Here is a 902-nt window from a genome sequence, read left to right on the forward strand (position 1 = left end):
GAGGCCTGCTCTTCGACGCTGTAGTTGACGTCGACCTGGTCGTCGGTGCCAGGCACCTGCGGGGTCTCGACGTTGACTTCCTTGAAGAAGCCCAGGCGCTCAAGACGGGTCTTGGACTGGTCGATCAGGTAGGTCGACGCCCAGCCACCTTCCATCTGGCGCATTTCGCGACGCAGCACTTCGTCTTCGGTCTTGGTGTTGCCGCGGTAGTTGATGCGGTTGACGTAGGCACGCTTGCCCGGGTCGACCACGAACATGATGTCGACGGTGTGGTCCTGGTCGTTTGGTTGCGGCACGCCGTTGACGTTGGCGAAGGTGTAGCCTTCGTTACCCAGGCGGCGGGTGATCAGCTCGGACGTGGTGGTCATCACCTTGCGCGAGAACACCTGGCCCGGCTGCACCAGCAACAACGACTTGACCTGGTCTTCCGGCACCTTGAGGTCACCGGACAGCTTCACGTCGCGAACGGTGTATTTCTCGCCTTCGTTGATGTTGACGGTGATGTAGACGTGCTTCTTGTCTGGCGTGATGGACACCTGGGTGGAGGCGATGTCCATGTTGATGTAGCCGCGGTCCAGGTAGTAGGAACGCAGGCGCTCCAGGTCACCGGAGAGTTTTTCACGGGCGTACTTGTCGTCGTTCTTGAAGAACGACAGCCAGTTGGTGGTCTTCAGCTCGAACAGCTGCCCCAGGGTCTCATCATCGAATACGTTGTTGCCCACGATGTTGATGTGCTGGATGGCGGCGACGGTGCCTTCGTTGATCTTGATCTTCAGCGCCACACGGTTGCGCGGCTGCGGCACCACCTCGGCGTCGACCTCGGCCGAGTAGCGCCCTTGGGCCACGTACTGGCGCTGCAGCTCATTACGCACACCTTCGAGGGTGGCACGCTGGAAGATCTC

The 902-nt window shown here is 60.4% G+C and carries 1 protein-coding gene; it reads right to left on the minus strand.

The window, feature by feature from the left end:
• On the minus strand, nucleotides 1-902 hold a 902-nt coding region (gene bamA / locus I8746_RS26850; RefSeq protein WP_221101220.1), incomplete at both ends, for an outer membrane protein assembly factor BamA.

The organism is Pseudomonas sp. USTB-Z, from assembly GCF_019691255.1.
GTDB lineage: Bacteria > Pseudomonadota > Gammaproteobacteria > Pseudomonadales > Pseudomonadaceae > Aquipseudomonas > Aquipseudomonas alloputida.